This is a genomic window from Allobosea sp. CCNWLY174, assembly GCF_037120455.1.
Taxonomy (GTDB): domain Bacteria; phylum Pseudomonadota; class Alphaproteobacteria; order Rhizobiales; family Beijerinckiaceae; genus Allobosea; species Allobosea lupini.
On sequence record NZ_JBBBBQ010000012.1, the window covers coordinates 47146 to 71187 of the forward strand.

Annotated in this window: 24 protein-coding genes; 12 read left to right on the plus strand and 12 right to left on the minus strand. The window is 64.4% G+C overall.

The genetic code is table 11. The features are described from left to right. Positions 1-319 precede the first annotated feature (319 nt). Both V7S63_RS25550 and V7S63_RS25555 read right to left on the minus strand, forming a co-directional pair. The gene (locus V7S63_RS25550) at positions 320-820 is read right to left on the minus strand and encodes a GNAT family N-acetyltransferase (protein ID WP_336532326.1); all 501 of its coding nucleotides are present in this window, start codon (positions 818-820) and stop codon (positions 320-322) included. Beyond that, complete coding sequence (locus V7S63_RS25555) at positions 817-1110, minus strand: type II toxin-antitoxin system TacA family antitoxin (RefSeq protein ID WP_336532443.1); 294 nt, start codon at positions 1108-1110, stop codon at positions 817-819. The genes V7S63_RS25550 and V7S63_RS25555 overlap by 4 nt, the downstream gene beginning before the upstream one ends. Positions 1111-1812: 702 nt before the next feature. On the opposite strand from V7S63_RS25555, the gene V7S63_RS25560 reads away from it, so the two are divergent. From V7S63_RS25560 to V7S63_RS25600, 9 genes are all read left to right on the plus strand, one after another. Beyond that, entirely contained in the window at positions 1813-2607 is a 795-nt protein-coding gene (locus V7S63_RS25560; RefSeq protein WP_336532327.1) for an IclR family transcriptional regulator, read from the plus strand. Positions 2608-2612: 5 nt separating this feature from the next. Then, positions 2613-4676, plus strand: coding sequence for a hydantoinase/oxoprolinase family protein (locus V7S63_RS25565; RefSeq protein WP_336532328.1), 2064 nt, complete (start codon positions 2613-2615; stop codon positions 4674-4676). Positions 4677-4681: 5 nt separating this feature from the next. Further along, positions 4682-6250: a hydantoinase B/oxoprolinase family protein gene (locus V7S63_RS25570; protein ID WP_336532329.1), complete on the plus strand. Its 1569-nt coding sequence runs from the start codon at positions 4682-4684 to the stop codon at positions 6248-6250. Between the two features lie 106 nt (positions 6251-6356). Beyond that, positions 6357-7496 (plus strand): ABC transporter substrate-binding protein, encoded by a 1140-nt coding sequence (locus V7S63_RS25575; RefSeq protein WP_336532330.1) that lies wholly within the window; start codon positions 6357-6359, stop codon positions 7494-7496. Beyond that, complete coding sequence (locus tag V7S63_RS25580; protein WP_336532331.1) at positions 7493-8239, plus strand: ABC transporter ATP-binding protein; 747 nt, start codon at positions 7493-7495, stop codon at positions 8237-8239. The genes V7S63_RS25575 and V7S63_RS25580 overlap by 4 nt, the downstream gene beginning before the upstream one ends. Then, positions 8208-9173, plus strand: a complete 966-nt coding sequence (locus V7S63_RS25585) for a branched-chain amino acid ABC transporter permease (RefSeq protein ID WP_336532332.1) — start codon at positions 8208-8210, stop codon at positions 9171-9173. The genes V7S63_RS25580 and V7S63_RS25585 overlap by 32 nt, the downstream gene beginning before the upstream one ends. Further along, positions 9170-9973, plus strand: coding sequence for an ABC transporter ATP-binding protein (locus V7S63_RS25590; RefSeq protein WP_336532333.1), 804 nt, complete (start codon positions 9170-9172; stop codon positions 9971-9973). The genes V7S63_RS25585 and V7S63_RS25590 overlap by 4 nt, the downstream gene beginning before the upstream one ends. After that, positions 9966-10844, plus strand: a complete 879-nt coding sequence (locus tag V7S63_RS25595) for a branched-chain amino acid ABC transporter permease (protein WP_336532334.1) — start codon at positions 9966-9968, stop codon at positions 10842-10844. Before V7S63_RS25590 ends, V7S63_RS25595 begins: the two co-directional genes overlap by 8 nt. Before the next feature lie 44 nt (positions 10845-10888). Then, entirely contained in the window at positions 10889-11221 is a 333-nt protein-coding gene (locus V7S63_RS25600) for a cupin domain-containing protein (RefSeq protein ID WP_336532335.1), read from the plus strand. Between the two features lie 629 nt (positions 11222-11850). Here the strand turns inward: V7S63_RS25600 and V7S63_RS25605 are convergent. Genes V7S63_RS25605 through V7S63_RS25620 form a run of 4 tightly spaced genes read right to left on the minus strand, consistent with a single transcriptional unit; the run spans position 11851 to position 16070 of the window. Further along, on the minus strand, positions 11851-13200 hold the full coding sequence (locus tag V7S63_RS25605) for an LLM class flavin-dependent oxidoreductase (protein ID WP_336532336.1): 1350 nt from the start codon (positions 13198-13200) through the stop codon (positions 11851-11853). A 26-nt stretch (positions 13201-13226) separates the two neighbouring features. Then, a complete protein-coding gene (locus V7S63_RS25610) occupies positions 13227-13955 on the minus strand; it encodes an ABC transporter ATP-binding protein (protein WP_442896524.1) in 729 nt (242 codons plus the stop codon). An 8-nt stretch (positions 13956-13963) separates the two neighbouring features. Then, positions 13964-14818, minus strand: a complete 855-nt coding sequence (locus V7S63_RS25615; protein ID WP_336532338.1) for an ABC transporter permease — start codon at positions 14816-14818, stop codon at positions 13964-13966. 40 nt (positions 14819-14858) lie between these two features. Beyond that, positions 14859-16070 carry an ABC transporter substrate-binding protein gene (locus V7S63_RS25620; RefSeq protein ID WP_336532339.1) on the minus strand — a complete coding sequence of 404 codons (1212 nt, stop codon included), beginning with the start codon at positions 16068-16070 and terminating at the stop codon, positions 14859-14861. Positions 16071-16502: 432 nt separating this feature from the next. Here V7S63_RS25620 and V7S63_RS25625 point away from each other — a divergent pair, with 432 nt between their 5' ends. After that, complete coding sequence (locus tag V7S63_RS25625; protein ID WP_336532340.1) at positions 16503-17027, plus strand: GNAT family N-acetyltransferase; 525 nt, start codon at positions 16503-16505, stop codon at positions 17025-17027. On the opposite strand, the gene V7S63_RS25630 is transcribed toward V7S63_RS25625, so the two are convergent. The 6 genes from V7S63_RS25630 to V7S63_RS25655 are packed head-to-tail and all read right to left on the minus strand — an operon-like array spanning position 16994 to position 21518. After that, positions 16994-18007: a succinylglutamate desuccinylase/aspartoacylase family protein gene (locus V7S63_RS25630; RefSeq protein ID WP_336532341.1), complete on the minus strand. Its 1014-nt coding sequence runs from the start codon at positions 18005-18007 to the stop codon at positions 16994-16996. The two genes, V7S63_RS25625 and V7S63_RS25630, sit on opposite strands and share 34 nt — an antisense overlap. Before the next feature lie 10 nt (positions 18008-18017). Next, positions 18018-18767, minus strand: coding sequence for an amino acid ABC transporter ATP-binding protein (locus V7S63_RS25635; RefSeq protein WP_336532342.1), 750 nt, complete (start codon positions 18765-18767; stop codon positions 18018-18020). A 23-nt stretch (positions 18768-18790) separates the two neighbouring features. Then, the gene (ehuD, locus tag V7S63_RS25640; RefSeq protein ID WP_336532343.1) at positions 18791-19450 is read right to left on the minus strand and encodes an ectoine/hydroxyectoine ABC transporter permease subunit EhuD; all 660 of its coding nucleotides are present in this window, start codon (positions 19448-19450) and stop codon (positions 18791-18793) included. After that, on the minus strand, positions 19440-20099 hold the full coding sequence (locus V7S63_RS25645) for an amino acid ABC transporter permease (protein ID WP_336532344.1): 660 nt from the start codon (positions 20097-20099) through the stop codon (positions 19440-19442). The genes ehuD and V7S63_RS25645 overlap by 11 nt, the downstream gene beginning before the upstream one ends. An 8-nt stretch (positions 20100-20107) precedes the next feature. Then, positions 20108-20977 (minus strand): ectoine/hydroxyectoine ABC transporter substrate-binding protein EhuB, encoded by an 870-nt coding sequence (gene ehuB / locus V7S63_RS25650; protein WP_336532345.1) that lies wholly within the window; start codon positions 20975-20977, stop codon positions 20108-20110. Between the two features lies 1 nt (position 20978). Continuing rightward, positions 20979-21518 carry a hypothetical protein gene (locus V7S63_RS25655; protein ID WP_336532346.1) on the minus strand — a complete coding sequence of 180 codons (540 nt, stop codon included), beginning with the start codon at positions 21516-21518 and terminating at the stop codon, positions 20979-20981. 192 nt (positions 21519-21710) lie between these two features. Between V7S63_RS25655 and V7S63_RS25660 the strand changes: the two genes are divergently transcribed. Both V7S63_RS25660 and V7S63_RS25665 read left to right on the plus strand, forming a co-directional pair. Then, a complete protein-coding gene (locus V7S63_RS25660) occupies positions 21711-21959 on the plus strand; it encodes a helix-turn-helix transcriptional regulator (protein ID WP_336532347.1) in 249 nt (82 codons plus the stop codon). Between the two features lie 828 nt (positions 21960-22787). Continuing rightward, positions 22788-23843, plus strand: a complete 1056-nt coding sequence (locus tag V7S63_RS25665; RefSeq protein WP_336532348.1) for a restriction endonuclease — start codon at positions 22788-22790, stop codon at positions 23841-23843. Positions 23844-24042 lie beyond the last annotated feature (199 nt).

A 24042-nucleotide genomic window follows, 5' to 3' on the forward strand; every position in this document is an offset into this window, starting at 1 on the left:
GTAAATCAACGACGTGCGAGCGGAATGGTTTCGTGAATTTAAGTCAGACCGGCTTTCCGCTGTGGATCGTCAGTCATGGGATATGAGGCAGCGATGCCATAACCGACGCCCGCACTGCTCGTTATGCTACTCGCCACCAGCACCAGCCGCCATGGTCGGGGCGCGTATTGGATAGCCTGAAAGTCGGACATTGCCGGAGTCAGCAAAGGCCCGGACTATGCCTCGCCACACCACGATGCCACCGGCTCGGTTCGGTGTTTAACGGACCGGCGGCAGTCCAGTCAGCTTAACTGGGCGTCCTAAACCGGCAGCAGGCCATTCATCGCCGGCTGGCGGCCGCGGACAAATCGCGTAGCGTGACCATCAGCATCATCGGGTCGAGCGGCGAGGGGGTGAAACCAAGCGCGAGGTAGAACGCCTTGGCCTCCTCCGAAATCGCATGCACGAGCAAGCCGCGGATGCCTAGCACCTCTGCCGCCTGCAAGAGTCGAAGCCCGGCATCCCTGACCATAGCCCAACCGACGCCTTTGCCCTGATGGGCAGTGTCGATCGCCAGCCTGCCCAGCACCGCGAACGGGGTGGGCTCAGGCATGTTGCGGCGAATCTTTCCTGGGGCTTCCGCCTGCGCAACAGCGCCGGAGGCGAGTGCGTAATAGCCTACGACGCGATTGCCCTCGCAAAGGACGAAGGTGCGCGATGCACTGCTGGCCTGGTTGCTGCGCGCACGCTTCACCAGCCAGTCGTCGAGCTCGGCGACACCGGAGTTGAATCCGGCAAGTTCGTGGTGGTCTGCCAGCGGCACGGGTGCTGAAAGCGTCACGCAGCGTCCCAAGGCGCCTTGGTGGTCATGGTGCGCTTCAAGCGATCATTCGGGTTCGCAGGTGCATCGAGCCGCTCGACAAACTGGGCGTAGACCTCGGGGCTGACCGGAAACACGACGCGATCGAGCAGGACACGCTGCGCCCGCTGCTCGGCTGCCTCGAGCATGAAATCGGTTCGGTTCTGTTTCACCAGAGCTGCGGCGCGGTCGATGAGACTGCGGATGCTTGGCTTGATGCGCATGTTCAGCGGTTCGCTGTTCTCGGCATCCCTTGTGCGGGTCGTTGCCATAGAAATCTCCTTAAGGTCATCATGCTGTAACGACGCGGTCATTACAAGCGTTGTAATGACGCCATCATTACAGTGCGTCTTTAGGCGAGTAGGATGCGGAATCGATTGACCGGAACGCGCATGCGCTCTGAACGACGCTGCAGGCGATGTTGCTCCCGAAAGATGGCCGTTTTCACCCAAAGCGCGCCTCGATGCGATGATGCGGCGGTACTATAACCGACGCCCGCACCGCTCTTTGGGCTACTGGCCACCAGCACCAGCCACCACGGGATGGGCGTGTATTGGATAGCCTGAAGCCGGACATTTCCGGAGTCAGCAAGGGCCCTGGCTATGCCAGGCTGCACCGCCATGCCACCGGCATAGTTCGTGTCGTCAGCTGCGCCGTCGTCCCCCTCTTGGCCGCGCATAAAGTCTATCCCGGATTCCGTGAGCCCGAGCTCGGAGACTGGCGACAGACTGGCCGCAGATAATCAGCCCGGAGACGCGATCGATGTCGCCTGGGATCACGACGGAGAGTTCGTTCCGGCCATGGCCCTAAAGAGCTCGCCTGCGGGCTGCGAAGAAGCTGCCCGTCGCGCTGTCGCTCGGTGATAGCGGGACACTTCACTGCGTACCTTCGACCTTGACAGCCAACTCGAATCCGCCATAGCGTATCATATAATAAAATAGCGTTTCATTATATGAAACAAAATGGGAAACGCCTTGACGACAGACTTGCCAAAAGCTGCAGGGAAGCCTGCGCCTGCCGGCACCAGTACGCTCGATCTCGCGCTTCACGCGGTCGAGTACTTGGTGCAGCAGAGCCGCCCGGCTTCGCTTTCCCAGATCGCGGAGGCGCTCTTGGCGTCGAAGGCGACGATTTATCGTCATCTGGTGACGTTGCAGCGCCATGGCTTCGTCCGGCAGGAGGCCGAAACCGGCCGTTATGAGGCCGGGATCAAGCTGATGGTGCTGGGCGAGGCCCTGCGGCAGCGTTTCGATATCGTCAGCGCCGCGCGCGAAGAGCTGATGACCCTACGCGACCGCACAGGCCAGGCCGTCACGATCTGCGCCGCTATCGACGACGAGCTGATCGTGCTCGAACTGATCCAGGGACGCACACTTATCGAATTCGCCACGCGGCCCGGGACGCGGCTCGCCTTCCATGCCAGCGCCCACGGCAAAATCTGGCTCGCCTTCGGCTCCCAGCAGCGCACGGCGGCCATTGTCGACGGCCCGCTCGAAGCCTGGACCCCAGCGACGATCGTGTCGCGCGAGGCTCTGCTCGCCGATCTCGACCTCGTGCGCAACCGCGGCTGGGCGACGGCGCCCGACGAGGTCATCACCGGCGTCAACACGCTGGCCGCTCCCGTGTTCGACCACCGCAAGGTTCTCGTCGGCTCGATCGCCATCGTCGGCGCGACGCAGTTCATTCCGCCCGTTCCCGATCCCGAACAGATCCGTGAGGTCGTCGGCAGCGCCGCGCGCATCTCGCGTGGCTTGACCTGGAAAGACTAAAGAGCATGACCTATTCGCTGGCCGTCGATATAGGCGGCACCTTCACCGATATCGTCCTGCGGGACTCGCGCGGTGGCCTCAGCGTCGACAAGACCCTGACGACGCATCACGATCTGCTCGAAGGCTTCTTCCGGGGCGTCGACTCCGTGCTCGGCAAGGCCGGCATTGCCGCGGATGCGGTCGATGGCGTCGTGGTCCACGCTACGACGGTCGTCACCAACGCGCTGATAGAGCGCAAGGGCCTGCCGACGGCGCTCGTCGTCACCGAAGGATTCAGCGACGTGCTCTCGATCCGTAACGAGCATCGCTACGACATGTACGACCCGCAGATCGAGTTCCCGGAACCGCTGGTGACGCGCGAGCTGACCTTCGGCCTCAAGGAGCGCGTCCTGGCGGACGGCACGCTGGCGCTTTCACCGAGCCCGCAGGACATTGTGAACCTCGCAGCCGATATCCGCGCGAGCGGCGCGCGCGCCGTCGCGATCTGCTTCCTCAACAGCTTCGCCAACCCGGATAACGAGGCGCAGGTCGCGGCCGCCCTGTCGCGCGAACTCAACGACGTCTTCATCTGCACCTCCTCCGAGGTCGCACCGCAAATCCGCGAATATCAGCGCGCCTCGACGGCGACGGTAAACGCCTATGCGATGCCGATCTCGCAGCCTTATCTCAAGCGGCTTAGCGACCGGCTGCGCGTCGAGGGCTTCGCCAACACCCCGCTGATCATGCTGTCCTCCGGCGGCGTCGTGGGGGCGGAGACGGCGGGGCGGAACCCGGTGCGGATGATCGAGAGTGGCCCGGCGGCGGGCGCGCTCGCAGCCTGCCACTACGCCGAGCTGCTCGGGATCGACCGGCTGATGTCCTTCGATATGGGCGGCACCACCGCCAAGGCTTGCCTCATCGAGAACAGCACGCCGCTGATCACGGGGCTGTTTGAGGTCGATCGCCGCTATCGCTTCCGCGAGGGCAGCGGCCTGCCCGTCACGGTGCCCTCGATCGACCTGATCGAGATCGGCGCCGGCGGCGGCAGCATCGCGCATGTGGACGATCTCGGCCTGCTCAAGGTTGGCCCCGAAAGCGCGGGCTCCGCTCCCGGCCCGGCCTGCTACGGTCGCGGCGGCCAGAGGGCCACCGTCACCGACGCCGATCTGGTACTCGGCCTGATCGATGCCGAGAACTTCCTCGGCGGCGACATGTCGCTCGACAAGGCGGCCTGCGACGGCGCCATGGCCAGACTCGGGCAGGCGCTCGACCTCAGTCCCGTGCAGGCGGCGCGCGGCATCTACCGCATCGTCACGGAGGCTATGGCCTCGGCGGCGCGGACCCATGCCACCGATCGCGGCGTCGACTATCGTGGCCTGCCGCTCTTCGCCTTTGGTGGCGCCGGGCCGCTGCATGCCTGCGGCGTCGCCGAACTGCTGCAGAGCACCAGCGTGATCGTGCCGCCGCAATCGAGCGTGCTCTCCGCCTTCGGCACGCTCGTCACCCCCGTTCGGCTCGATCTCGTGCGTAGCGACCTGACCAGGATCGACCAGCTCGACTGGGCCCGCGTTGATCGCGTCCTCGGCGACCTCGAAAAGGAAGGGCTGGCTGCACTGGGCGAATCCGGCTGCGCGCCGGCCGACGTCACGATCCTGGTCGGCGCCGACATGCGGTATGTCGGGCAGCAGCACGAGATCACGGTCATCTTCGAGGCCGATCCGCGACTCGGCCGCGACGCGTCCGTTCTGAGCGCGCAGTTCGAGGCGAACTATCGCACGCTCTACGGCGTCAACCCCTCGCATGTGCCGATCGAGCTGGTGACCTGGCGCGTCGTCGCGCGTGGCCCACTGCCGCATTTCGACGGTCAGGCACGGGCGCAGATCACAGCTGGCGCGCCCAAGCGCCACCGCCCGGTTCATGCCTGGGAAGACGGCCAATCCGTGCCGGTCTATGAGCGCGCGGCCCTCGCCACCGGGCAGACCATCGCCGGCCCCGCCATCATCGAGGAGCGCGAGACCACGACCGCGCTGCCGCCCGGCTGGAGCGCGACGATCGACGCGCTCGGCTGCATCGTCGCCACGAAAGGTTGAACCCGATGGCAAGGTCACATCCGATGGACGGCGTCGAGCTCGAAATCCTCTGGTCGAACCTGATCGGTATCGTCACCGAGCGGGCCAAGGCGCTGCAGCGCATCGCCTTCAGCCCGATCGTGCGTGAGGCCGGCGACCTCGCCTGCGCGCTGTTCGACCAGCGCGGCCGCATGGTGGTGCAGGCAAATACCGGCACACCCGGCCATATCAACTCGCTCGCCTTCGCCGGCGCCCATCTGGTGCGGCTGTTCAAGGACCGCTGCGAGCCCGGCGATGTGCTGATCACCAACGACCCCTGGCTCTCGGCCGGGCACTTCTTCGACATCACCATCCTCACCCCGATCTTCGACGGGAAGAAGCTGCTCGCCTATATCGGCTCAACCATCCACCACACCGATATCGGCGGTTACGGCATCGGTGCCGGCGCCCGCGATGTGCATGAGGAGGGGCTCTGGATTCCGCCACTAAAGCTCTATGAGCGCGGCAAGCCCAGCGAGATGCTGCACGACATCATCCGCCGCAACGTCCGAACGCCGGATGCCGTCTTCGGGGATCTTTCTGCGCAGGTTTCGTCCGGCGAGGCGGCGGCCGATCATCTGATTACGTTGTGCGAGCGCTACGGCATCGAGGACATCGAGACTTTATCCGACGAGATCATCGACCGCTCCGAGGAAGCGACGCGCAACGCCATCCGCAAGCTGAGGCCGGGCACCTATCATGGCGAGGCGGTGTTCGACGTACCCGGCGGCGAGATCATCACGCTCAAGACGGCTATCACGGTCGATGCCGAAAGCGGTTCGATCATCGTCGATTTCGAGGGGTCCTCGCCGCAGACGTCGACGGGGATCAACGTGGTGCTGAACTATACCCACGCCTATTCGACCTTCGCGATCCGCTCCTGCCTCAATCCTGACCTGCCCAACAACACCGGCTCGCTGGCGCCGATCGAGGTGCGCGCGCCGGTCGGCTCGATCATCAACTGCGCTTATCCCGCGCCTGTGAATGCCCGCCATGTCGTGGGCATGTACGTGCCGATGCCGATCCTGAAGGCGTTGCATCAGGTCATGCCCGAGCGCGTGCTGGCGGAAGGATCAGGCGCGGTCTGGACGATCCAGATCCAGGGCCGCAAGCCCAGCGGCGAGCCCTTCACCTCGTCGATGTTCAACTATTCCGGCGGCATGGGTGCACGCGCTGGCAAGCCAGGGCCGAGTGCGACCTGCTATCCGACGGGCGTCGCCGCGGTTCCGATCGAAATCCTCGAAGCAGCGATGCCGATCGTCTTCGACCGCAAGGAGCTGCGAGCGGGCTCGGGCGGCAAAGGCCGGATGCAGGGCGGCGACGGCCAGATTATCCAGTTCCACATGCGAACCGACCATGCCTGGCTGCTCAACGCCGTGCCGAGCCGGCTCGAACGGGGGCCGGACGGAATCGATGGTGGCCTGTCGGGCGCCCCCGGCCGCTTCCTCGTCAACGGCAAGAACGTCAGCGAAGCTAAGAAGCTGACCATGCAGGCCGGCGACGTCGTGCTGCTGGAGACGCCTGGCGGCGGCGGCTACGGCAAGCCGACGGCCTGACCAGACCGCCGGCGAAAAACCCACAACCAGACTCGAAGCCAAAAAAATGGCGGGGCCTTTCATCGAGGCCACCAGCCTGGACCAGAGAAAACCGGGAGGACAGATAATGAAACAGACCCTTTTCGCGGCCAGCCTTGCCGCGAGCCTCGCACTGGTCAGCGCGCAGCCCGCCAGTAGCCAGGAACCCTACAAGATCGGCGTCTCCGCCGGCCTGACCGGCTATGCCGCGACGGTCGACCGCGCATGGCGCGACGGCGTCGAGCTCGCCGCGGCTGCACTCAACGCCAAGGGCGGCGTGATGGGCCGCAAGATCCAGGTCGTCGTCGAGGACAACCGCTCCGAGCCTCAGGAGGCGGTGACCGTCTATCGGAAGATGCTGAGCTCGGACAAGGTCGACGTCTTCGTCAGCGGCTGCGTCTCGGCCGGTAATTTCGCCGCGGCGGGCCTGCTGCAGCGCGCCAAGGTGCCAATGATGCTGTGCTCGATCCTGCCGACGCAGGCCGAGCATCTGGTCTGGGCCTTCAGCACGTTGCCGCCCGCCGGTTTCGAGGTCGACAAGCGCTTGGAATACCTCAAGGAGAAGACGCAAATCCGCAAGATCGCGGTTCTGCACGACCCAACCCCTTACGCCAACCTCCAGAAAAGCGTGGCCGAGCGCAACGCCGCCAAATTTGGCCTCGAGGTCGTCTCCGTCGACCAGTACAAGCAAGACGACGCCGACCTCAGCGTGCAGATCAGCAAGGCGCGCTCGGCTGGCGCCGGGGCGATCCTAAAGATCGGACTCGGCGGTACGACGCTGACCGCTGCCAAGAACATCAAACAGCTCGGCGCTGACATGCTGTTGCTGACCAGCCTCGAGGATCTCGCCGTCTTCGGGCCGGTGGCCGAGGTGCTGGGCGACAAGTTCTTCTTCGTCGCCTCACCCTCGCAGGTCTACGAGGCGCTGCCCGAGGGCGCACTCAAGGCCGGCATCAAGGGCTTCCTTGACCCCTGGCGCGAGAAGTTCAAGGACCGCGACCCGAACTGGGCCTCACGCGGCTGGGACGGCGTCATGCTGACGGCTGCCGCGATCGAGAAGGCGAAGTCCTTCGAGGGCGAGAAGGTCCGCGCGGCCTATGAGGAGCTGAGCGGCTTCCAGGGCACGACCGGCATCTACAACTTCAAGCCGGACCTGCATCAGGGCATCACCGAGAACCCGTTCGTGCTTGCCACAATCGAAGGCGGCAAGGTCAAGGTGGTGCAATGAGCCTTGCCGCCGCGGCCGCGACCGGGGCGGGCATTGCCCCGCCCATCCTGACCGCGACCGCCCTCTCCGCGCGCTACGGCCACATCCATGCGCTGCATGGGATCGACCTGCGCATCGGCGAAGGCGAGCTCGTCGCTGTGCTTGGCCCCAACGGGGCCGGCAAGTCGACGCTGCTGCGCGCGATCATGGGGTTGTCGGCCAATGGCGGCGAGGTCCGCTTCCGCGGCGAGGCGCTGCCGCGCAACGACGCGGTCGCGGTGGCGGCGCGCGGCATCGTGATGGTTCCGGAGGGGCGCGGCCTGTTCGCGCCGATGAGCGTCGCCGACAATCTGGAACTCGGCGCCTATCGCCTGCGCGACAAGGCCGAGTTCGCCCGCCGCCGCGAGCGCGTCCTGACGCTGTTCCCGCGCCTGCAGGAGCGGCTCGGCCAGGCCGCAGGCTCGATGTCGGGTGGCGAACAGCAGATGCTCGCCCTCGGCCGTGCGCTGATGGCCGGGCCGCAGCTCCTGCTGCTGGACGAGCCCTCGCTCGGCCTTGCGCCGCGCGTCACCGGGGAGATCCTGGAGACGCTCGGTCTCCTCAACCGCGAAGGCCTATCGATCGTGCTGGTCGAGCAGAAGGCGCCGCTGGCGCTCGAGCTCGCGAACCGCGTCTACCTGCTTTCCCTCGGGCGCATCGTCGCCGAACTCGATCCGCGTGACATCACCTCCCATGACGACCTCGCCAAGCATTACTTCGCCTGAACGGCGCCCGATCAGGCTGGCCGGCCTGCTGCCCTGGCTCTTCGCCGCGGTCGTTGTCGGCTACGCCATGGTCGTGGGCGGCTATGCGGCGACTGTCGTCTCCTTTGCGTTGATCTATGCGGTCTTCGTCACCGGGCTGAACCTGTTCATGGGCTTTGCCGCCCAGGTTTCCTTCGGCCAGAACGCCTTCGCCGCGATCGGCGGCTATCTCTCGGCCGTACTGACCGCCAGCCATGGCTGGCCGCCCCTACCGGCCATGCTGCTGGGTATCGCAGCCGCCGTGCTGGTCGCGGCGATCGTCGGTTTTCCGACGCTCAGGCTGAAGGGGCACTACCTCGCCATGGGCACGCTCGCCATCGGCCTGATCACCTATGAGATCACGGTCGAGTGGCAGTCAGTGACGCAGGGCTATATGGGCATCTCCGGCATCCCGCCCTTCGGCATCGGCCCCTATGAGGTCACCTCCGACCGCGGCCAGTTGATCCTGCTGTCGCTGGTCGTCGCGGCTTGCGCCTTCGCCGCCGCGCGCATCCGCCACTCGCGCTTCGGGCGCGCGCTCTCGGCGGTCGCGGGCAGCGAGGAAGCGGCGACCGCGCTCGGCATCGAGGTTTCCCGCTACAAGCTCCTCGCCTTCCTGCTCTCGGCCGGATTTGCCGCGCTCGCCGGTTCGCTCTTCGTCCATGTCGTCGGCTTCGTCAGCCCCGAGGTCTTCGGGCTGCACATGGTCATCGTCACCTTCACCATGCTCTATGTCGGCGGGATCGGCACGGTCGCCGGCCCATTGGTCGGCGCGCTGATCGTCAGCCTGCTGCCCGAGACGTTCCGCGCCTTCAAGGACTATCAGGACCTGGCCTATGGCGCGGTGCTGATCGTGCTGTTGATCTATGCCCCGCGCGGGCTCGCCAGCCTGTTTTCGCCGCGAGGCCGCTCATGACCCGGCTGAAACTGGAAGGGGTGACGCGCCGGTTCGGCGGGCTCGTCGCAGTCGATAACGTCTCCTTCGAGGTGCCGGCCGAGGGCGTCACCGCCGTGATCGGCCCTAACGGTGCCGGCAAGACCACATTGTTCAACCTGATCTCCGGCTTCCTGGCGCCGAGCGCCGGCCGCATCCTGTTCGAGAGCATGGACATCACCGGCCGTCCGCCGGCCGAGATCGCCGCCGGCGGTCTGGTCAGGACCTTCCAGCTCGTCAAGCTGTTCGAGGACCTGAGCGTGCTCGACAACGTCAAGGTCGGCTGCCATTTGCAGGGCAAGGCCGGGCTGTTCGCGGCGCTGCTGCGGCCGGCGTCCGCGCGCCGCGAGGAACAGACGGTCGAGGTACGCTCGCGAGAGCTGCTGGCCTTCGCCGGGCTGGCGGCGATGGCGGATGAGCCTGCCTCGGCCCTGCCCTACGGCCGCCAGCGCATGCTGGAGCTGGCACGAGCCATGGCCGCCAGGCCGCGGCTCATCCTGCTCGACGAACCGGCCGCCGGTCTCAACACCGAGGAATCGGCGGCGCTGTCGCGGATCATCCGCCGTATCGCCGAGGACGGCACCAGCGTGCTGCTGATCGAACACGACATGACGCTGGTGATGAACACCGCCGACCGCGTCGTCGTGGTCGATTTCGGCCGCAAGATCGCGCAGGGCACTCCGGCCGAGGTCCGCGCCGACCCAGCCGTGATCGCGGCTTATCTGGGTACGGGCAAGCCGGCCGCGGATACGCCCCTCGCGCAGGAGGTGCCCCATGGCTGACTGGTCCTATATTCCGCAGGTCCTGGTCAGCGGGCTCGGCATCGGCTGCGTCTACGGGCTGATCGGCATCGGCTTCTGTGTGATCTACAATGCCAGCGGCATCGTGAACTTCGCCCAGGGCGCGTTCGTGATGCTGGGCGGCATGATCACCCATGTGCTGTTCGCGCGGAACGGCGTGCCGCTGCCAGTGGCGGCGCTCATCGCGATCGCGGCAGTGGCTATACTCGGCGTCGCGATCGAGCGCGTCGTCGTCAGGCCGCTCTGGAACCGCAAGGCGACGATGTTCGTCATGATCCTGGCGACGCTCGCCGCCCAGATCGTGATCGAGCGGCTGACCCTGATCGCCGTCGGCGACCAACCTAAGACCCTGCCCGTCTTCACCGACCGGCCGCCGCTGATGATCGGCCCGGTCGCGATCGGCTACCAGCTCATCTGGATCGTTGGCGGCTCGCTCGCGATCGTCGCCGCGCTCGCCGCCTTCTTCGGGCTGACCCGGACCGGCAAGGCGATGCGTGCCTGCTCGATCAACCGCGAGGCGGCGGCGCTGCAGGGCATCCCGGTCTCGCGCATGCTGGCGCTGGCCTTCGCGCTGAGCGCGGCACTGGGGGCGATCGCCGGCATCCTGATCACGCCCACACAGTTCACCGCGTTCAATGTCGGCGTCCCCTTCGCGATCAGCGGTTTCATCGCTGCGATCGTCGGCGGCTTCGGCCGGCCTTTCGGCGCCTTTCTCGGTGGCTTGCTGCTCGGCCTGCTACAGGCGCTCGCCATCGTTGGCTTCGGCGCCGGATTGAAGAATGTTGCAGCGCTGTCGGTGTTGCTGCTGTTCCTGTTCATCCGTCCGTCGGGGATTCTCGGCGCCGCCAAATGACACCCAAGTGACTATCTGACTGAGCGACGATCGGAGCCCCTGCCATGGACCTTAACAAGATCGACTGGAGCCAGATTCCGTGGACACCCGTGCGTCCGGGTGTAGACCGTAAGGCCTTTTCCGGCAGCGCAGCGACGCTGGCGCTGCACCGGCTGATGCCCGGTCACGAGCCCAAGCCGCACAGCCATCCCCATGAACAGATCGCGTATATCGTTAGCGGCACCATCCGCTTCTTCATCGGCGGCGAGGAGCATCTGATCGGTCCCGGCGGGCTCGTCGTGATCCCGTCGAATGTCGAGCATTGGGGCGAGGTCGTCGGCGATGAGCCGGTGATTAATCTCGATGTGTTCACGCCGCGCCGGCCCGAATACGCTTAAGCCGGATACTCACACGATTTACCATCGGCAGCGCGCCACGTTCGGCCACTCGACTGCAAGCCTCACCGGACTACCCGGAAGCAAACATCCTGGACGTCAGCTAGGGGCCAAAATTGCGCTCTGGGTCGGGTATGGATGGCCTGAGGATCGGCCGGCGGAGCTAGTGCTCGCCGGTGACGTTGCTGGCGACGAACAGCGGCAGCCGGAGCCCCTGCCCTGCGGTTAGCTTACCTTCAATGATCGCGTGAGCGCGCCCAAGTCTGCCTCACCAACCAGGTCTGCAGCGTCGCCGAGCTTGAATCATTGCTGTCGGCGCTCGTAACGCTCGGGCCAGTCCTCAAGCCGCTTCTCAACGGTCACATGCTTCTCGAGAATCCGCTCATTTGCGGAGAAGAGTGTCCCCGAAAGCCAGCGACTTTTAAACTTCGTTCGCGCAAGCCGTCCCTCTCCCGAAAATGCGCCGTTCGTTCCTACGAACAGCCTTATACGAGCATTGGCCGGCCATATCAGCGGCACAAGCAACGGCTCACGTCCAGACGAGCCCTCCACGCAGGTGTTCGCCCTGGGGCCGCTGACACGGGCCGCGTCCTGGGAGACGGCGTTATTCCGGACAGCGAAATATCGACGCGTCAGGCTGAGCGTTTCGCTGGCTCGCTTGTGTTGAATCGGCTTGGGACCGGGTCGAGACCCAGCCGGTCGCGCAGCGTGCCGTCGGGATACTCACTGCGGAACAGGCCGCGCTTGCGCAGGAGCGGGATGACTTCGCTCGCGAAGATCTCGAACTGGGTCGGCAGGATCGGCGGCATGACGTTGAAGCCATCCGCTGCACCGGAAGTGAACCAATCCTCGATGATGCCGGCGATCTGCTCGGGTGTTCCGGTAGCGGTGAAATGGCCGCGCGCGCCGGCCAGGCTGTGCAGCAGGCCGCGCAAGGTCGGCCGTTCGCGCGCGACGAGCGCGGTGATCGACTGCGCCCGGCTGCGCGAGGCCTGCACTTGCGCCGGGTCAGGAAAATCCTCGACCGAAAGGACCTGGTCGAGCTTCAGATGCGAGAAATCATGGCCGCCGAAGCGGCCCGACAGCCTCGCCAGCCCAACGCTGGGATGTGACAGCTCGTTCAACTCCTCCCAGACCCGCTTCGCCTCCGCTTCAGTCGAGCCGATCGCGGCGCTGAGACCCGGCAGGATGACGATCTGGTCGGGGCTGCGGCCGAGCGTGCGCGCCTGCGTCTTGAGGTCGGCATAGAAGGCGATCGCGCTCTCCTTGCTGAGATGCGCGGTGAAGATCGCCTCGGCATAGCGAGCAGCGAAGGCACGGCCGTCAGTCGAGGCGCCGGCCTGGACGAAGACTGGCCGCCCCTGTGGCGAGCGCGGGATATTGAGCGCGCCGGCGACGCTGAAATGGCTGCCGCGATGCTCGGTGCGGCGGACGCGCTCGGGTAGCGCATAGATGCCGGAGTCGCGGTCGTCGACGATCGCGTCCGCCGCCCAGCTGTCCCAAAGCTTGGAGACCGCCTCGACGAAGTCGTGGGCTCGGGCATAGCGCTGGTCGATGCCAACCTGCGTGTCCTGGCCGAAATTGGCGGCGGCGCCCGGGGCCCAGGAGGTCACGATGTTCCAGCCGACGCGTCCGCCGCTGAGATGGTCGAGCGAGGCGAACTGCCGGGCGAGGTTGTAGGGCTCGTTATAGGTGGTCGAGGCCGTGGCGATCAGGCCGATGCGCTCCGTCAGCGCGGCGAGCGCGCCGAGCAGGGTCAGTGGCTCGAGTTCGCCGCGGGCGGCATGGGCGAGTTCCTCGCCGAGGGCAAGCGCATCGGCGAAAAAGATCGAGTCGAGCTTGGCCGCCTCGGCAGCCAGCGCAAGGTCGCGGTAATAGCCAAGGTCACTCAGTGCTTTCTTCGTCGATGACGGATGGCGCCAGGCCGTCTCGTGATGACCGCGACCATGAATGAAGAGATTGAGGTGCAGCTCGCGTGACATGGCAGGTCCAACTGTCGAAAGGAATTCTAGACGGCGTCGGATACGCCGAGCGCCGCGAGCAGATCACCGCGCAGCGCCTCGAAATGCGGATCCTTGAGACGCGGATGCGCCAATGCGACCGGCCGATCGACGATGATGCGGCCATCGTCCATCACCAGCACGCGGTCGGCGAGCTTGATCGCTTCGTCCACGTCATGCGTGACCAGTAGGACGGTCGGCCGGTGTTGCCGGATCAAACGGAAGAGCAGCTCGTGCATCTTGATCCGCGTCAGCGCGTCAAGTGCGCCGAAGGGTTCGTCTGCCAGGAGCAGGCGCGGCTGGCGCACCAGTGAACGCGCAAGCGCAACGCGCTGCTGCTCGCCGCCAGAGAGGGCATTCGGCCAGGCGCTCTCGCGTCCAGCCAGCCCGACATCGGCAAGCGCAGCCAGCCCACGCGTGTCGGCATCCGGGGTGCGCAGGCCGAAGACAACGTTCTGCAGCACGGTCTTCCACGGCAGCAGCCGGGAATCCTGGAAGAGCACCGAGCGATCGGCGGGGACGCTGATGCGACCTTCGCCCTCGACGCCGTCATCGAGTCCGGCCATGGCGCGGAGCAGCGTGCTCTTGCCCGAACCACTCTTGCCGATCAGCGCGACGAACTCGCCTGGGGCGAAATCGAGCGAGACGTCGCGCAAGACGCTGCGGCCCGAGAAGCGGCGCGTGACGCCGCGCAGGCTGACGGCGGCAGGCGCCACAGCTGGCGGTAGCGGATGCACCGAGGCGTTCATGACGCCAGCGCCTTGCGATAGGACAGCGCTTTGCGCTCCCAGGCCCGGACCGCGAAGTCGGAGCCCAGTCCGAGGATCGCGTAGATCGCGAGGCCGACGACGATGATGTCCGTCTGGCCGAAATCGCGCGCACGGTTCATCAGGTAGCCGATGCCTTCGGTGGTGTTGATCTGCTCGAGTACGACGAGAGCTGTCCAGCAGGTGGTGACGGCGAGCCTGAGGCCGGTGAAGAAGCCCGAGAGCGCGCCGGGCAGCGCGACTTCGCGCAAGAAGGCGCCGCGGGAGATCCCAACGCTGCGGGCGAGCTCGATATGGCGGATATCGATGCCGCGCAGTGCCGCATGCGTATTGATGTAGACCGGCACGAGAACGCTGGAGGCGATCAGCGCGATCTTCATGGTCTCGCCGATACCGAGCCAGAGGATGGCGAGTGGGATCAGCGCCAGGGTCGGTACTGCCCGCTTGATCTGAACGAGCCCGTCGAGCGAAGCCTCGCCAATCCTGCTGAGGCCGGCAGCCAGCGCCATCACGAGCCCGATCGCAACACCGATGCCGAGGCCGAGATAGGCTCGCTTGGCAGAGGCGAGGAAATGATCGGCTAGGGTGCCGTTGGTCAGGAGCTCGAAACCGGTGAGCACCGCGGTCGACGGAGCGGCTAGGAACCTGGGCGAAAGCCAGCCGAGGGCGGAGGCGAGCTCCCAGATGGCGACGAGCGCGACCGGGCCGAACAGGATCGCGCCCGGAGGTAGGCGGCCTGGCGCCAGCTTCGGCAGACGCCCCGCATGCGTTCCCGCCGGGCGGACAACATCCGCTTCAGCCTGACGCTCGGGAGCATAGGTGACGACGCTCATGGCGGCCCTTCCGTCCAGACTTAACGTCAATTGGTCATGCTCAGTTGGTCTTGGCGGAGATGACGTCGTCGAAGCGCAGGTCAAACTCCTCGCGCGCATCGAGGCGCTTCGGCAGGTCACCTGCCTCGAAGATCACGTCGATCAGCGATTGCTGCTTGGCGATCAGGCTGGCCAGCACGGGGAACTCGTAGGCTCCCTCGGATCCGACGATCTTGCGACCGTCTTCCGGCTTCAGGTTCTGGCGCTTGACGTAGTAGGCGTCGACCCAGGCCTCGACATTCGCGTGCGACCAGCGGCTGGCATCGATCCAGCCCGCGACGAACTCGCGGATCGCTGCCGCCTTGGCCGGATCGTCGAGTGCCTTCTTGCTCGCATAGAGATAGGTCAGACTCTTCGGAAGGCGATCGTTCTGCTCCTTCGGCAGCGCACTGGCACCACGGTCGGCAAAATCGGCGCGGTAGCGGGAGAAATGCGGCTCGTTGAGCGCAGCGACATCGACCTGGCCGGTGCGGATCGCATCAGGGAAATCGGCCGCCCGCAGCGGCACGAGCTTGACGTCCTTGCGCGTCAGCCCGGCGAGCTTGAGGGCGTTCAGGACGAAGGGCTGGCGCCCGGTGCCCTCGCCATAGGCGATGCTCTTGCCCTTCAACTCCTCGAGGCTGTTGATCTTCAGTCCCGGCCGTACGGCCAGGAAGTAATCGGTTTCCGAGGAGACTCGCGCTGCGACGATCGGAATCTGCTCGCCGGCCGCGTGCGCCTGGATCGGCGGGGTGTTGCCGACAGTAGCGAGATCGAGGGCGCCGGCCCTGAATGCTTCCAGGATCGCCGGCCCGCCCAGGAAATTGGCATAGATCACCGTGCTCGACAGCTTGGCCTGAACGCCAGAGGCTCGGATCAGCGTCTGCAGGGCCTCGTTCTGGTCGGCGACGACCAGCTTCGTTCCTGCGGGGATCTGTGTGGGCAACGGCACCTGCGCCTGCGCGATGCCGGCCGTCGTGACCAGAAGCGGCATCAGCAGGTTGGCGACCAACAGCGCGCGGCGGTCAATACTTCTACGTTTCGAACGTTCGCCCGCCTCAACCATGGTCGTCCCTTCACCCAATTCGGCCTCGAACGGCAGGGGCCGACGAGGAGAGGAATTGTGGGTAAGGTTTGTTCTTTTAGTCAAACGAACGTTCTTTTTAATATACAACGATATCGCGAAAAATATCCTGGCCGTTTGGCTAGACGTTAGAACAAATACATCGCCCATCCAGGATTGCGTGATAGATGCAACCTGTGGTTGTGCGTCGCCCTCCGGTCGCGACGCCAGTCACTCCTTTCAGTCGCCAAACGCACCCAGCGGTCCTTGATCAGGCGCACCGCCTCGATCTCGAACTCACGCCCAAACGGTGTCCACGAAACCGGCAGCAGGCCATCTCAGCAAAGGACATCGTGACCTGGCCGCTGAGTAACTGGTCGTCATCTGAAAAATCTCATACCTGGGCTTGTTCTTCAGCAGCTGGGCGCGGCTACCCAGACTCTGCGGTTCGCTCTCATAGCTCAGCTGGATCGAGCGTTGCGCTCGCTGCGTTGTCGTCCCCGCTCGGCAGCATGGCCAGGTCCATCCCGGGATTCCGTCAGCCCCGAGCTCGGAGACTGACAACAAGACTGGTCGTAAGACGGACGGTCCGGAGGGCATCAAATGGCAGTCTCGTTGCGGGTGCTTGGTCTTGACGATGAGAACGTGGTCGCTGGCATTGCCGTCGATCCCGACACGGAGCCCTATTCCGGCGGGCCGATCGGCGACGTCTTTGCTCAGTTGCGAGCCTCACCGCCACGCCAGACACCTTTTGCGCTGGTCGATGACGACAGGGTCGTCGGCTTCATCGTTGCGCGGGAAGGCGCGGCTCTGCCCGACTGGGCGGAGGCAGGCTGCATGACCCTCAACAATCTGCGGATCGACACGCGACTCCAGGGCCGCGGCTATGGCAAGGCGGCGATCGGTCTCGCCGCACAATGGATCGCGCGGGAACGGCCGATTGTCACCCAGGTCATGTCGAGCGTGAACGTCGCCAATCTCGCCGCTATCAAGTTGAACCTGGCCTGTGGATTGACGCCCACCGGACGGATCGTCGAAGGGCGTCTTGGTCTCCAGAGGATCATGATCGCTCCGATCGAGCGCCTTTGCGGCGGTCAGGCGGGATCGACGTCGACGAGGAGCTTGTAGAGGCAATCGCCCGGCTCAGTCAGGACCGGGGCACGTCGACAGGCAACCATACCGTCCTCGGTGAACGCGATCGGTTCCGGCGCCTGCCACGGCCGATCGATGGCATGAATGACACCGGCAAGCTGGCCGGCCCGGACGACAGCGCCCAGTTCCGCTGACGGTTCGAATAGGCCCTTGCGCATGGCATAGACAAAGGCTCCCCTTCCCCGTACCCGCATGAAGCGCGTTGGCGGCGCAGGATCGGGGGTTGCGCCCGACCACAGGCCATAGCGTTGCAGGACGCGTTTGAGTCCGCGCTCCGCGATTGCCAGGCCGTCCCTCGACAGCGCGGCGCCACCGCCAAGTTCGGCAGTCAGCACCGGCACTCCGGCCCCCTGCCCGACCGCCGAGAATGTCGTCCTGCCACCGCCGCCGGAGCCGTCGCTGATGGAGGTGACCGGAGCGCCAAACGAGACTGCGAGGTCGACAAGCTGCCGATGCTCGGTCTCGCTTCCCCCGCTTCTGATCAGGGCGCAGGGGATGTAGTCGCAAGATCGGCCGCCTGCGTGCAGGTCGATGGCAAGGTCCGCCATGGGCAGGAGGACAGTGGCGACGTAGTGCGCGATCATCGCGGTCGGGCCGCCCACGGGATCGCCTGGAAAGGCTCGGTTGAGGTTGCCTGCGTCCAGCGGCGAGACGCGCCGACCGGCCGCGACGGCAGGGGCATTGAGAGCGGGCAGCACGATGATCCGCCCCTGCACATCGGCGGGATCGATCTCGCGCACCAGCGCGGCAAGCGCGACCTGCCCTTCATACTCGTCGCCATGGCTGCCAGCCATGAGCAGGGCGGTGGGTCCTGCTCCGTTCCGGATGCAGACGATCGGGATCGGGACAACGCCATAACCCGACAAGTCCGTTGAATACGGCACGCGCAGCCAGTCGCATTGCTTGCCATTCGCCTCGAAGTCGAGTGGCGTCCAAACCTGTGTGGAGCTTGTCATCGGCGCGCGCTCAGTGCTTGAGGACGGTATTGAGGAACAGCCGTGAGCGGGGATGGCCCGATGGGCCGAAGAAGTCGCGCACGGGCGCATGATCGACGATGGATCCGCCATCCATGAAGACGACCTGGTTGGCGACTTCACGGGCAAAGCCCATCTCGTGGGTGACGCAGATCATCGTCATGCCGTCGCGGGCCAGCGCGACCATGACGTCGAGCACCTCCTTGATCATCTCCGGGTCGAGCGCCGAGGTCGGCTCGTCAAACAGCATGAGGCGTGGGTTGAGGCATAGCGCCCGGGCAATCGCGACGCGCTGCTGCTGGCCTCCAGACAGCTGGCCGGGATAGGATTTGGCCTTCTCCGGGATCCTGACCTTTTCGAGATGTGCCATGGCGATATCTTCCGCCTCGGCGCGGCTCCGGCCGGCGACCCGGCGCAGTGCCAGCGTGCAATTGGCCAGCACTGTCAGGTGGGGAAACAGGTTGAAGCTCTGGAAGACCATGCCGGTCTGGCGGCGCGCCGCGGCCGTCTCGCTGGCGTTGGCCCCGAGCGTCGTCCCCGCCAGGCGAAGCGTGCCTGTCTGGTAGCTGCCCAAGCCGTTGATGCAGCGGATGAGCGTCGATTTGCCCGAACCCGACGGCCCGCAGACCACGACGCAGGCGCCGCTTGCGACCGCAAGGTCAATGTCGTTCAGGACGTGGAGGGCGCCGTACCATTTGTTGAGGCCCTGGATATCGACGATGGACTGCGATTGCGTGCTCATGGTCCGGTCCGGGTTTGGCTGAATTATCGTGCGCCGACGGCGAGCAGGCGCCGTTCCAGACGTTTGACGCCATGGGAAATGACCAAGGCGAGCACGAGGAAGATGAGGCCGGCGACGACCAGCGGCTCGGTGTAGCGATAGGTTTCCGAGGCGATATCGAAGGCGCGTCCGAGCATTTCGGGAACCGCCAGGACGGCCAGATAGGGCGTCGCCTTGAGGATCGAGACGAAATAATTGCCGAGCGGGGCGGCGATCTTGCGCAGCATCTGAGGCGCGATCACGTAGATGAGGGCATCGCGCCGGCTGAGCGACAGCGCCCGAGCAGCCTCCGACTGGCCTTTGGGAATGGCGTCGATGCCGGCCTTAAAGACCTCGGCGAGATAGCCGCTGTAATAGAGGCTCAGCCCCAGCACGCCGACCGTCAGCGAGCCCAGGCGAATGCCATAAAAGGGCAGGACGAAATACAGAAAATAGAGCCAGGCCAAAACCGGCGTCGACCGGATGAAGTCGATGACGAAGCCGATCGAGAGGCCGACGAGGCCACCCATGCGTCGTAGCATGTCGAAGAGGAAGCCGAGCGCGGCGGCACCCAGACAGCTGACGAGCGCCACACCTAGGGTCGTGCCGATCGCGCCGAGAATGGTCGGTACGCTGGACAAGGCGAAGGCGAGATCAAATCCCACTGGAGCGGCTCCCGGGTGCGGCGACACGCGCCTCCAGCCAGCGTCCGGCCAGGGCGATCGGGTAGCAGACGACAAAGAAGGCAAGGAGGAGCGCCGTGTAGATCGCGACGGGGTTGTACTCGACCTGGGCGATTTCCTTGGCGCGGAACGTCATGTCGGTCAGCGTCACAAGGGAGACCAGCGCCGTCGCCTTGACCAGCTGAATGAGGGTGTTGACGAAGGTCGGGCTCATCGCGATCAGCGCCTGCGGCAGCTCGATCAGGAGGAGGATGGCCGGGCGCGACAGACCAAGGGCCGCACCCGCCTCCTTCTGGCCCGCCGGAATCGCCTGCAGCCCGGCACGCACCGCCTGGCTGGCATAGCCGCCGGCGTTCAGCCCGAGAACCATCGCACTCACCGTCAGAGCCGACAGCGTCACGCCGACGACAGGCAGCGCGTAGTAGAAGACGAACAGCAGGATGATGACGGCGGAGCTGCGCCAGAATTCGATGACACCGGTGACCAGCAGACGCGCGACGCCGCGCGTGAGATATTGGGCGACGCCGAACACGAGCGCGAAGGGAACGGCGAAGACGAGGCCGTAGGCGGTGACGGCCAGGGTTGTGCCGAGCCCCTGCAGAATGCCCAGCCAGATCTCGAACAGGCTCATCGGCATCGTTATGGCTGCCCTTTGCAGAGGTCGGCGGTGACGATGCCCGGCGGCACGGCTTCCTGATCGCCGAAGCCATATTTCGCCATGATCGCAGCGAAGGCCTCGGTGCGCTTCAGCTTGGCGAGCTGTTGATCATAGGTCTCACGCAGATCGACATCCTCCTTGCGGAAAGCGATCGCCGCGAAGTTGGTCTGCGCTTGACCGACGTCGAACGGCGCCACGCGTTCGAGGCCGTGACCGCCCTTCCCGGCCAGAAGTCCGATCACGGTCGGCGACGCCATTAGCGCCGTATCAATGCGGCCGGCGCGCAGCGCCGAAAGATTGGATTCGATGTCGGGAAACAGCAGCATGCGGCTACTGGGTACGCCAGCCGCTGCGGCGTTGGTGGTGACGACGCTGCCGCGGCCAGCTCCCATGACTATGCCGTCCTTAGCGGCGATGTCGGCATAGCCGTGGATCTTCTTGGGGTTGCCAGCCAGTACGATGGCCGCGTCCGGCGCCTGCAAATCCGGCGCGCCGAAGGCCACCTGTTTGCAACGGTCGGGGGTAATCGACAGACCTGAGGCGACAGCGTCGAAACGGCGCGCCAGAAGGCCCGGGATGAGTGCCCCGAACTCGGTCACCTGGAACTCGATGTTCTTCACGCCGAGCTCAGCGAAGGCGGCATTGAGAATGTCGGGATGCCAACCAGTGGCTTCGCCAGTCTTCTCGTCGCGAAAACCCCAGGGCGAGCGGTTGTGGATGCCGACAACGATCCTGCCTTCCCGCAGGATCCGGTCCTTAGTCGTTTCGGCGGATGCGCGGCTCCAATCCGAGATCAGCAGCAGGGCAGCGATCCCGAACAACCCCATCCTGTTCGCAGCATGTACGCCCATTTCACCTCTCCTGTTGGAATACGTCACGTTGCAAACGGCAAAGGTCGGCTCCACCGACGTCGGCGCGTTCTTCCTCCGGAGCCAGGCAGGGATTAACGATCGCCCCTCCCATCAAACGCTGGAGATCCGCCAGCGCGGATCGGACGTGCGACACAGGGAAGTCAGCCAGGTCGGTATTGTCCTCTGCTTCGATTGCGATGACCGAGAGTTTCGCGGCGATCCCCGCGAGCGAGAGCGCGGGCGTCCGGGCAAGGCGCTCCAGCAGCTCTTGCTCGCGCGCAACGGCCAGTGACTCGGCCGCTTTTGCGCCTGCGTAGGCCCGCCTCACGCCGGCGCGGCCCTCTGCCCTGCTGGCAAGTTTCGCGTCGACGCTCTCCGAGGAACTTCCCAGCAGCTCGGTCTCTAGCCGCTGCTGCTTGAGACACTGCTCGGCCGTATCGGCATGCGCCTCGATCCATGCCTGCGACACTGACAAGGCCGGATCCGGCAACGTCGTTATGCAAATAAGTCCGAAACACGAGGGTAGGGTCATGGGCGTCATCCAGCTCTCCCGTCCCAGCGTGACGGAAGACAAAGTCGTGGTACTGTCGGAATCGGCCGCAATGCGGCTTCCGAACAACGTCGTGAGGTCGTGTCATGCGAAGTCGCTCGCGCAACCGCCGCCAGCATCAGCCGACACAACCATAAAGACGCCCTTTATGACCGATGTCAACCAAAAAGAACGACTTTGAGTATGATTTTGATTTCGCTTGAGCAGTGTCGGGCGGCGAGGGCCATGCTTGGATGGAGCCAAGGAGATTTGGCAGACGCGGCAAAAGTGTCTCGAACAACCATAGTGGATTTTGAGCGCGGGCTCCGAACCCCTCATCACAATAACCTCGACGCCATTCGGCGAGCCTTCGAGAAGGCTGGGATAGAGCTTATCCCCGAAAACGGGGGCGGAGCTGGTCTGCGGTGGGCTAAACGGTCCGAACCGACTTAAGTCAGTGCGGAACTTTCGGACGGAGGACGCGGAAAAGTGAATCGCGTACTCGTCACGGGTGTGCCGCCGCACAGAGTTTGTCGGCAGGAGAGACCAATCTGTCGCTGCTAGGAGGGGAAGGTTGTCGGCACCGCGAAGGGGCCGAGGAGGAGAAAGTCGATGAACTTTACCCAGCTGCGCAACGGGATCTGCCTGAAGTGCAACACTTGTGGTTCTACAATCGGGTGCTCATAGTTTGGTGGTGAAATGTGGTTGAATGCGAAACCCCGAATGGATTGTCCTGAACCGCAGGAAGAATCGAGAAATAACGTAGTGGCTGGAATCACTTAGACGATTTCCGGGACGGCAAAATCACCAGTTCGAGTTGTCACGATGGATTGGTTGAGGTCGGACGAGGCCTGACGACAAGGACGGCATTTGGCGGCGAGACAGCGGATTGTCTTGCCGCCAAATCGCAGCAGGAACATTCGATGAACATTATTTGAGAGCCTGAGGCTCTAGGAGCTATCGATGCCAGCGAAGCCTCTGCATTTCAAAGTCGGCAACGGCGACAGATCCTGATCGAGACGGCGTCAGACGGAAGATCCTGGTCGACATCAATATCTGCGCGACGGATGGGCCTACGGATGAACGGCCGGACGTCCGCGAACAGCTCCGCGACCGGCTAGAGCGGGACGCGGTGGATCGTCTGTATGTGGACGCATTCCCGTTCAACAGTCTCCAACACCGGCAGCGCGTAACGGGAGGCGCACGAAATAGAGCTGGAAGCGCTCATTTGCTTGAGCGAGCGGCCTGCTGCACTCGTTGAGAACAAGGAGCCAAATCGGTATGCCCCCCGCGTGGCGCAAATATCAAAACGATGCTGCTGAACTTTTCGAATCGATGGGGTTTTCAGCGCAGGTAGAGACCACTGTTCAGGGAGCTCGGGCGCGACATAAGATTGATATCGCCGCTCGGTCGACCATTGCTGGCGTACCGATTCATTGGATCGTCGAGTGCAAGCATTGGCGATCAGCGGTTCGCAAGGAACAAGTCATGACGCTCTCGCAAATTGCGCAGGACGTCGGCGCTGACCGCGCATTCCTATTGTCAGAGAGCGGTTTTCAGTCTGGCGCAATCGAGGCTTCCCGCCATTCGAATGTTACCCTGACCAGCCTAAGCGATCTGTCTGCATCCGCGAGCAACGATATCAACCTTCATCGGTTGAGAGCCTTGCTTGGCATCAAGCGTGGGCTCGAAAATAGGCTTCGCAACCACCTATACGATGCTCAAGGTCGATCGGTGTCGGTCATGGCCGTCGATATGGATGAACTGGCCACCCTGCTGGGTGCTTGCCTCGACGTGGGCTTAGCCATCGACAAGGCAATTGCCGGGCACTTCCCAATTTTTCTCAGCGCCATGCTGGATGGGGAATCAGGCGCCCGCTTTGTCGAGCCTCGGCAACTCATCGCTCATCTGGAAACGCGAACTGAATGCATTGAACGTCGGGCCGACGCTGTAGATGCAGACGTTAGGTTGCGAAGGGCAGAGTCGCTCTCCGGAGCCGACCAGTTGGTCACCGAGGTCGGTGAACTCATCAGATGTGCGGATGCCGTGATGTCCCTTGCAGATGACACCGAGCGCCGCGATGAGGCTCTCCGCGCGGGCTTGGCGTTGATGCGTCGGATCGGGAACTCCTCGGAGATCTTGAGGCACCGTCTCAGGAATGACCTTCAGCATCAGCATCAAACTTTGATGCGTTTGCTGTTTGACGGCGTCTACCTGGCGCTCGCTGCACCTCATATTCATATGATGGGATGGACGGCCATGGCCGCTCGAACCGCTGATCAAGCGAGCGCGTTCGCTGACGCCGTCAACGCTGAGCGCTGTGCCGCAACGACCTAATCTATCTCATGCAGGGAGTTGATAACGCCAGGCAAACGGCAGACGGACGAGACGCATCGAGCCCAACGAGACGCATGCCTCCACAACTTGGTCTCGCCGGTATCCTCCATCTTAGAAGGAACGAACAAGTACAAAGCCGAACATTGTGGGTTGACCAACGTTTTTGAAATATGTCATTGAAGCCATATGATATGGATGT

Bases quoted from the DNA above. Each gene is read 5' to 3' on its own strand.
- V7S63_RS25635 (WP_336532342.1), bottom strand. From the start codon at position 18,767: ATGAGCACGCAATCGCAGTCCATCGTCGATATCCAGGGCCTCAACAAA.
- V7S63_RS25595 (WP_336532334.1), top strand. From the start codon at position 9,966: ATGGCTGACTGGTCCTATATTCCGCAGGTCCTGGTCAGCGGGCTCGGC.
- V7S63_RS25660 (WP_336532347.1), top strand. From the start codon at position 21,711: ATGATTTTGATTTCGCTTGAGCAGTGTCGGGCGGCGAGGGCCATGCTT.
- ehuB (WP_336532345.1), bottom strand. From the start codon at position 20,977: ATGGGCGTACATGCTGCGAACAGGATGGGGTTGTTCGGGATCGCTGCC.
- V7S63_RS25555 (WP_336532443.1), bottom strand. From the start codon at position 1,110: ATGGCAACGACCCGCACAAGGGATGCCGAGAACAGCGAACCGCTGAAC.
- V7S63_RS25630 (WP_336532341.1), bottom strand. From the start codon at position 18,007: ATGACAAGCTCCACACAGGTTTGGACGCCACTCGACTTCGAGGCGAAT.
- V7S63_RS25575 (WP_336532330.1), top strand. From the start codon at position 6,357: ATGAAACAGACCCTTTTCGCGGCCAGCCTTGCCGCGAGCCTCGCACTG.
- V7S63_RS25600 (WP_336532335.1), top strand. From the start codon at position 10,889: ATGGACCTTAACAAGATCGACTGGAGCCAGATTCCGTGGACACCCGTG.
- V7S63_RS25580 (WP_336532331.1), top strand. From the start codon at position 7,493: ATGAGCCTTGCCGCCGCGGCCGCGACCGGGGCGGGCATTGCCCCGCCC.
- V7S63_RS25625 (WP_336532340.1), top strand. From the start codon at position 16,503: ATGGCAGTCTCGTTGCGGGTGCTTGGTCTTGACGATGAGAACGTGGTC.
- V7S63_RS25605 (WP_336532336.1), bottom strand. From the start codon at position 13,200: ATGTCACGCGAGCTGCACCTCAATCTCTTCATTCATGGTCGCGGTCAT.
- V7S63_RS25645 (WP_336532344.1), bottom strand. From the start codon at position 20,099: ATGAGCCTGTTCGAGATCTGGCTGGGCATTCTGCAGGGGCTCGGCACA.
- V7S63_RS25655 (WP_336532346.1), bottom strand. From the start codon at position 21,518: ATGACGCCCATGACCCTACCCTCGTGTTTCGGACTTATTTGCATAACG.
- V7S63_RS25570 (WP_336532329.1), top strand. From the start codon at position 4,682: ATGGCAAGGTCACATCCGATGGACGGCGTCGAGCTCGAAATCCTCTGG.
- V7S63_RS25565 (WP_336532328.1), top strand. From the start codon at position 2,613: ATGACCTATTCGCTGGCCGTCGATATAGGCGGCACCTTCACCGATATC.
- V7S63_RS25620 (WP_336532339.1), bottom strand. From the start codon at position 16,070: ATGGGCGATGTATTTGTTCTAACGTCTAGCCAAACGGCCAGGATATTT.
- V7S63_RS25590 (WP_336532333.1), top strand. From the start codon at position 9,170: ATGACCCGGCTGAAACTGGAAGGGGTGACGCGCCGGTTCGGCGGGCTC.
- V7S63_RS25615 (WP_336532338.1), bottom strand. From the start codon at position 14,818: ATGAGCGTCGTCACCTATGCTCCCGAGCGTCAGGCTGAAGCGGATGTT.
- V7S63_RS25665 (WP_336532348.1), top strand. From the start codon at position 22,788: ATGCCCCCCGCGTGGCGCAAATATCAAAACGATGCTGCTGAACTTTTC.
- V7S63_RS25585 (WP_336532332.1), top strand. From the start codon at position 8,208: ATGACGACCTCGCCAAGCATTACTTCGCCTGAACGGCGCCCGATCAGG.